At 72.9% G+C, this 7185-nt stretch carries 7 protein-coding genes and 1 pseudogene; 2 read left to right on the top strand and 6 right to left on the bottom strand.

Translation table 11 applies throughout. The features are described 5' to 3' along the window. From ACFQ11_RS36645 to ACFQ11_RS36665, 5 genes are all read right to left on the bottom strand, one after another. The coding region (locus ACFQ11_RS36645; RefSeq protein ID WP_378307374.1) for a sporulation protein at window positions 1–823 on the bottom strand (823 nt) is incomplete at its 3' end. 104 nt (window positions 824–927) lie between these two features. After that, the gene (locus ACFQ11_RS36650) at window positions 928–2295 is read right to left on the bottom strand and encodes a M16 family metallopeptidase (RefSeq protein WP_378307376.1); all 1368 of its coding nucleotides are present in this window, start codon (window positions 2293–2295) and stop codon (window positions 928–930) included. After that, on the bottom strand, window positions 2292–3551 hold the full coding sequence (locus ACFQ11_RS36655) for a M16 family metallopeptidase (RefSeq protein WP_378307378.1): 1260 nt from the start codon (window positions 3549–3551) through the stop codon (window positions 2292–2294). Before ACFQ11_RS36655 ends, ACFQ11_RS36650 begins: the two co-directional genes overlap by 4 nt. Window positions 3552–3705: 154 nt before the next feature. Continuing rightward, window positions 3706–4059: an STAS domain-containing protein gene (locus ACFQ11_RS36660; protein ID WP_378307380.1), complete on the bottom strand. Its 354-nt coding sequence runs from the start codon at window positions 4057–4059 to the stop codon at window positions 3706–3708. A gap of 86 nt (window positions 4060–4145) precedes the next feature. Further along, a complete protein-coding gene (locus ACFQ11_RS36665; RefSeq protein ID WP_378307382.1) occupies window positions 4146–4850 on the bottom strand; it encodes an ATP-binding protein in 705 nt (234 codons plus the stop codon). 340 nt (window positions 4851–5190) lie between these two features. Between ACFQ11_RS36665 and ACFQ11_RS36670 the strand changes: the two genes are divergently transcribed. Together ACFQ11_RS36670 and ACFQ11_RS36675 are read left to right on the top strand one after the other, a co-directional pair. Then, window positions 5191–6024 (top strand): helix-turn-helix domain-containing protein, encoded by an 834-nt coding sequence (locus ACFQ11_RS36670; protein WP_378307384.1) that lies wholly within the window; start codon window positions 5191–5193, stop codon window positions 6022–6024. After that, on the top strand, window positions 6021–6305 hold the full coding sequence (locus tag ACFQ11_RS36675) for a DUF397 domain-containing protein (RefSeq protein ID WP_378307386.1): 285 nt from the start codon (window positions 6021–6023) through the stop codon (window positions 6303–6305). The genes ACFQ11_RS36670 and ACFQ11_RS36675 overlap by 4 nt, the downstream gene beginning before the upstream one ends. 236 nt (window positions 6306–6541) lie before the next feature. Here ACFQ11_RS36675 and ACFQ11_RS36680 read toward each other — a convergent pair. Continuing rightward, window positions 6542–7185 (bottom strand): annotated as a pseudogene (locus tag ACFQ11_RS36680) (hypothetical protein); the annotation flags it as partial.

Genomic DNA, 7185 nt, shown 5'->3' on the forward strand with positions numbered 1-7185 from the left:
GAAGGCCCCCGGACGGCGACCGTCCGGGCGGGGAGCCGGGTGCGCCGCCGTGCGCGGACGCCGCGGGCCGCAGCGCCGCCGCGGCGTCGAGCCACTGCAGGATCTTGCGCTGCCAGTCGGCCTCGGCGGCTTCGGCGTGCGGGACCTGGAAGACGCCGAACGAGTCGTCGGGCGGTGCGGTGCGGTCCTCTGCGCGGAGGACGAACGCCATCGTGCGGGGGCTCGCGACGAAGCTCAGCCCCACCTTGCCGAGCCGCCCCCGGTACTGGGGCGGCGGCGACAGGTGGATCTCCTGGTGGAACGGGAGCTGCTGCGAGACGCCCCGCAGCCGCGACGACTCGAACGTCACCTTGCCGATCTTGAAGCCGAGCCGCGCGATCGCCGCGAGCACCCACTGCTGCGATTCGAGGGGCTCGACCGAGATCGGGTCGACGTCGCCCGGGTCGGGCTGGCCGACCGCGTCGACCTCCGTGCACATCCCGATCGTGAAGCCGGGCAGCGTCCGGCCGAGCACGGTCGTGAACGGCAGCTCGTAGGGGAGCGGGATGGAGAACGCGAGGTCGCGCCGCTGCCCGGCCTCCAGCCGGAACGCGCGGGTGAGCGCGCCCCGGTAGACCTCCGGGCCCGCGGTCTCGCCGCCGTAGCCGTTCTGCATGCGCGGCATCAGCGCGAGGGTCACGTGCCGGACGTCGACCGGCCGGCCGCCGCCGCGCAGGTGCACCGTGCCCGCGATCACGCCGCCGGGCTTGCAGTTCGGCTCCGACAGGATCGTGTCGACGGATGGCCCGCCCGCCATGCCCCCGTGGGGCTGCCCGTAGGACACCGGCCGTTCCTCTCTCGTGACGTCGGCGCGGATTCCCCGCAGATGTCAGACGGAAACCGCCGTGCGGCGGTTCATGCCGACAACGGCACACTAGGGGAAATGGGTCATTCCTTCGAGGTGACGGTGACAGAGGCGTAACCCAGTTTTTCGAGCGGCGCGCGGATCTGCTCGGCGTCGCCGACGGCGACGACGGTCAGCGCCTCGGGGTCGACGTGCTTGCGGTAGGCGCGGGCGACGCCGTCCGGGGTGGACGCGCGGACCGCCTCCAGGTACCGGGTGGGGTAGTCGGCGCCGAGGCCGCTCGCGGACGCGTCGGCGAGCTCGGTGGCGATGGCGAACGGCGTCTCGTACTCGGCGGGCGCCCGGTCGGCCAGGGCCCGGACGGACGCGCCGTGCTCGTCCGCGTCGATGCCGCGGGACTCGATGCCGCGCAGTTCGGTGAGGGCGTCGGCGACGGCGTCCGCGGTGACCTCGGTGTGCACGGCGCCCTGCGCGACGAACAGGCCGCAGTACCGCATCCGCAGCAGCCCGGCGCGCATCCCGTAGGTGTAGCCCTTCTCCTCGCGCAGGACGGTGTTCAGCCGGGAGGTGAGCCCGCCGCCGAGGACGTGCGCGGCGACCGTGAGGGACGGCCAGTCGTGGTGCGAGCGGTCGGGGACGCCGTGCCCGAAGGCGAGGTAGGTCTGCACGGAGCCGGGGCGGTCCACGATGACGATCCGCGGGGCCGACTCGGGCAGGATCGTGTCGGCGGCCGGGAGCGGGCCGCCGGTGCCGGTCCAGCCCTCGAGCGCGGCGGCGAGCGCGGCGTCCGCGTCGATCCCGGCGAGGTCGCCCGCGACGACGGCGGTGGCCTCGGCGGGGACGACCGACCCGTAGAAGGCGCGGACGTCGGCGCCGGTGAGGGCCTCGACGGAGGCGCGGCCGCCGCCGGTCGGGCGGGACGCGCGGGCCTCGGCGGGGAACATCACGGCGCGCAGCTCGCGCATCGCGCGCGACGCCGGGGTGGCGTCCTCCTGCGCGATGTCCTCCAGGCGTTCGCGGACGAGCCGCCGCACGTCGGCGTCGTCCAGCGCGGGGCGCCGGACCACCGAGGACAGCAGCTCCATCGCCGGGGCGAGCCGGGTGGCGGGGACGTCCAGCCCGATGCGCAGGGCGGCGAGGTCGGCGAAGGCGTAGAGGCTGGCGCCGAGCCGCTCGAACGCGGCGGTCAGCGCGGTGCCGCCGCCCGGTTCGGTGCCTTCCTGGAGGGCGCGGGCGGCGAGCGCCGCGACCCCGTCCCTGCCGCCGGGCTCGCGGCCCGCGCCGGCGTGCAGCACGAGCCGGACGGCGGCGAGGCGGCGGCCGGGCAGGTCGCAGCGGAGCGTTCCGGGGCCGGCCGGGACGCGGCCCGCGGCGGCGGCGGGAAAGGCCCACGCCGGGACGGGCCCGGGGACGGGACGGGGCGCGAGCTTCAGGCCCGGGGTCTGCGTCACGACTGCGTGCCTCCGTAGGTCAGGGCGGTGCGGGCGCCGGGCGCGAGCCAGCGGCCCGCCATCTCCTTGATCGCGTCCCCGGTGACGGCGGCGGCGCGGCCGGGGGCGGTGAAGACCCGGGCGGGGTCGCCGAACTGGGTGGCGTTCTGCGACAGCGCGTTCGCCAGCCCGGTGACCGTCTCGGTCTGCTCGAGGAACCCGCGCTCGGCCTGCGCGGTGGCGCGGGCGGTCTCGTCGGCGTCGGGGCCCTCGGCGGCGAACCGGGCGAGTTCCTCGTCCAGCACCGCGGCGATCTTCTCCGGGTCGGGGCCGATCGCGTCGACGATGGCCAGGGACGGGCCGGACGCCAGCCGCGTCACGCCCGCCCACACCTCGGTGGCGATCTCGTCGCGCCGGACCATCCGGTCGTACAGCCGCGACCCGGACCCGCCGCCGAGGATCTCCACGGCCAGTTCGGCGGCCTCGACGTCGTCGCCGCCGTCCGTCGGGAGGGGGAACATCGCGAAGTAGGCGGGGGAGGGGACCTCCTCGTCGAGGGTCTCCCCCCGGATCCCGGACAGCGGGCCGAGGGCGCCGTCGCGTGCGGGCGGCTTCTCCGGGCCCGCCGGGATGCCGCCGAAGTAGCGCTCGACGGCCGCGATCGTCTTCTCGGGGTCGACGTCGCCGACGACGGACAGGACGGCGTTGCCGGGCGCGTACCAGGTGGCGAAGAAGTCGGCGCAGTCTTCGAGGGTGGTGGCGTCCAGGTCTTCCATGGAGCCGATCGGCGTGTGCGCGTACGGGTGGCCCTCGGGGAACGTCAGCGCGCACAGGCGCTCGAACGCCGTCCCGTAGGGCTGGTTGTCGTACCGCTGGCGGCGCTCGTTCTTCACGACGTCGCGCTGGTTGTCGAGGTTGGCCTGGGTGAGGGCGGCGGGCAGCGTGCCCATCCGGTCGGCCTCGAGCCAGAGCGCGAGCTCCAGGTGGCTGACCGGGACGGTCTCGTAGTAGTTCGTGCGCTCGAACGACGTGCTGGCGTTGAAGGACGCGCCCGCGCTCTCCAGCAGCGCGGCGTGCTCGCCCTCGGCGACGTTCGCGGACCCCTGGAACATCAGGTGCTCGAACAGGTGCGCGAGCCCCGTCCGCCCGGCCTGCTCGTGCCGCGACCCCACGCCGTACCAGAGGTTCACTGCGGCCAGCGGTACGACATGGTCCTCGCAGACCACCACGCGCAGGCCATTGCCGAGCGTGTGCTCATGCAGCGGCTGTTCTGCCACGGAGCGCTCCCGTCCGTATCGGTTTGCGGACAGCACCGCGCGCGTCGGCGGGACGGGCCCTTCCCGAACACGGCCCAGCGGCGGGCTTGATCTCTGTGCCACCGTACCGGCTGCACGACCCCCGCCGAGCCCCTCACGAGCCTGTGGACAACTCCTAGGACGCCGGTGACTCGTGGGCCGCGATGGCGTCCTCCAGGGACGCGTGCAGCACGAAGATCTTCGTCAGCTGGGTGACGTGGAAGACGCGGCGGACGCGGTCGCCGACGCCGGTGAACGACATCGAGCCGTCGCGGGCGCGGAGCCGGTGGTAGATCCCGACGAGGACGCCGAGGCCCGTCGAGTCGAGGAAGGTGACCTCGCTCAGGTCGATCACCAGGTGCAGGCCGCCGCCCTCGATGACGCCGAGCAGTTCCTCCCGCAGCCGGGGGCTGGTGAAGACGTCGATCTCGCCGCTGATCTCGACGACGGTGAGGCCCTTCTCCACGCGATGCTCGACGGCGAACTCCACCGGTGCTCCTCCCTGCGGTCGTCCAGACCAGTTGTTACCGGGCATTCCCCTCGGAGCCTCTCATACCCGGATCGTCTGGTTTGTTGCTATGTCCGGTGCGGCTCCGAGCGGAACAGCGCCCAGACCACCTTGCCCTGCGCGAGGGTGCGCCACCCCCAGCGGACACTGAACGACTCGACGAGGTGCAGGCCCCGGCCCGTCTCGGCGATGTAGTCGGGCTCCTTGCGGCGCGGCGCGGAGCGGCTGGCGTCCAGGATCCCGCACAGCAGCCAGGGACCCTCGTGGACCAGCCGCAGGCGGATCGCGGGCGGCGCGGAGCCCAGCGGGTCCGCGGGGTCGCTGAACGCGCCCGTCCCGAAGGCGTTCGCCCCGGCGGCGCCCGTCCCGGCGGTGCCCGTCCCGGCGGCGCCCGCCCCGTGCCGGCCCTCGGCGAACCGCACGTCCCCGTACTTCGGCTCCCCGAACCGTCCCTGCGTGTAGGAGTCGGGGTCGAACGCGTCCTCGCGGTGGACGGCGTCGCCCGTGCGGCGCCCGTCCGTCCAGGTGCCGCCGCTGTGCCGCAGGGCGTTGGTGACGAGCTCGGAGACGACCAGCCCGACGTCGTCGGCGAGGTCCGCCAGGCCCCACTCGTCGAGGCGCGCCAGCGTGAAGTGCCGTGCCTCGGTGACGGACTCGGGGTCGGGCGCGACGGTGAAGGAGACCGTCGGCCCGGTCATCTCGGTCAGCGCGGCCAGGCCCCGGTCGAGGCGAGGGGGCAGGTCGGACGACTCCGGTACGGGTGTCGAATGCACGGCATGGTCCTGTGGGTCGGCCGGCCCCACGACGGGGCCGAGCTCCCACCGTGTGTCGTCGTGCGCGTGGCGTGACGTCATTCCCGGGACCCCGCAGAGTGTTCTCGTTGTGCAGCCGTGGCTCGGAAGTCTCGTGCGTTATCCTGCGCATCGTAGCGTGCGAATGCAAGGCCCAATGCACGTGCATCCGGGTCGTGGGGGGAGTGCGACGACGTGGAGGGGCACGGTCGATCGGAGGTAACCGCAGGACACGGAGGTCAGTGGCACACTAGGTTCGCTGTCCGCCAGTGAAGCCGGGAGGTTGGGCGTGACTTCAGAGACGCCGGGAAGCGGGTCGACCGTGCGTCGGATCCTGCTCGGGTCGCAGCTTCGTCGCCTGCGGGAGGCGAAGGGCGTCACCCGGCAGGACGCCGGCTACGTCATCCGCGCGTCGGAGTCGAAGATCAGCCGCCTCGAGCTCGGGCGGGTCAGCTTCAAAGAACGAGACGTGGACGACCTGCTCTCGCTGTACGGCGTCACGGCGAAGTCCGAACGCGACGCCCTGCTGCAGCTGGCGCGGGAGGCCAACACCCCCGGTTGGTGGCACCGGTACAACGACGTCCTGCCCGGCTGGTTCCAGACCTACGTGGGTCTGGAGGAGTCGGCGGCGCTGATCCGCACGTATGAACTGCAGTTCGTCCCGGGACTGCTGCAGTCGGAGGGGTATGCGCGTGCGGTGATCCGCCTGGGGAACGCCGGTGCCTCGGAACAAGAGATCGACCAGCGCGTGGAACTGCGCCTGCAGCGCCAGGAGCGCCTCACGGGCCCGGACGCGCCGCGCCTGTGGGCCGTCCTGGACGAGGGGGCGCTGCGGCGTCCCATCGGCGGCCCGGAGGTGATGCGGGGCCAGTTCGAGCATCTCATCGAGATGTCGAAGCTGCCCAACGTCACCATCCAGACCATGCCGTTCAGGTTCGGTGGCCACGCCGCCGAGGGAGGGGCCTTCTCGATCCTGCGATTTCCCGAGCAGGATCTGCCGGACGTGGTTTACGTCGAGAACCTCACCGGCGCGATGTACCTGGACAAGCGCGACGACGTCGACACCTATCTGCAGGCGATGGAACGCCTGTGCGTCGACAGTGCGACCCCGGAACGCACCGTCGAGCTTCTTGGTGATCTTCTCAGAGAGACATGATGCTCCAGACCGATTACGGCCAGTATCAGGCCGGTCAGAACGACTACGACAACGGGATGCCCGCGACCGCGCTCGAGGGGGCGCGCTGGCTGAAGTCCCGGCGAAGCAATTCCCAGGGGAACTGCGTCGAGATCGCCGAACTTCCCGGCGACCGCGTCGCGATGCGCAACTCCCGCCACCCCGAGGGCCCGGCCCTCATCTACACGCGCCCCGAGATCGAGGCTCTCATCCTGGGCGCGAAGGACGGCGACTTCGATCACCTGATCGCGTCCCGCAACTAGTCCGTCCCGGACTGGAACCCGCTACCGGAACCTCTCGAGACCGCAACCCAACCCCGCATGATCCCGCTCCCGGGATCACCCCCATGCGGTTCGTCGAAACGCAGGCGGGTCGGCTGAGGAGCCTCGAACGTCGACCCGTCCGCATCGTGCGGTTCCCGTGGCAGACGGCAAAGGCCGCCCTGGAGGCGGCCTTTTCTCATGCCCGGCCCAGTACGGTGGTCAGCCGCATACGGTGGTCAGCCGCAGTTGCCGTAGGACGAGGCGCTGCCGTTCCCCCCGTAACGGACGCACACGCCCGGCGCGTGCACGTACACCGGGCCCGCGTACCACGCGAACGAGCCGCCGTCGGAGACCTGCCCCTTGCCCTGCGCCTGGACGAACGTCGAGACGGACGACTTCGTCCCCACGTTCCGCGTCTTCATCGTCACCGCGCAGTTCTTCTGCGTCGCGTTGCTGTAGAGCAGGTAGGCGCGCCCGCCCGGCACCGACATCGAGCGGAGGACGGAGTAGCCGCCGCCGCACGCCTGCTGCGGCGTGTACTTGTTGGCAGGTTCCGGTGCGGGGGCGGAACCGCCGCCTCCGCCGCCGCTCGTGCCGCCGCCGGTTCCCGGGGTCCGGCCCGTGGTCGGCTGCGCGCCGCCTCCGCCGCCCGGCTTCTGCGTCTTCGTGCTCTGCTTCGGCGTCGCGCTCCCGCTCTTCGACGGGGACGGCTTCGCCGACTTGCCGTCCGCCGATTCCGTCGTGGGTTCCACGAGCCCGGCCGTGCCGTCCTGGGCGGCGGCCCGGTCGTCCGCCGCGGCCGTCCGCTCGCCGCCGTCGCCGCCCGAGCGCATCGCCGCCCACGCGCCGCCCGCGCCCGCCACCAGCGCCACGGCGACGG

It is taken from the genome of Actinomadura sediminis, from assembly GCF_042675525.1.
GTDB lineage: Bacteria > Actinomycetota > Actinomycetes > Streptosporangiales > Streptosporangiaceae > Spirillospora > Spirillospora sediminis.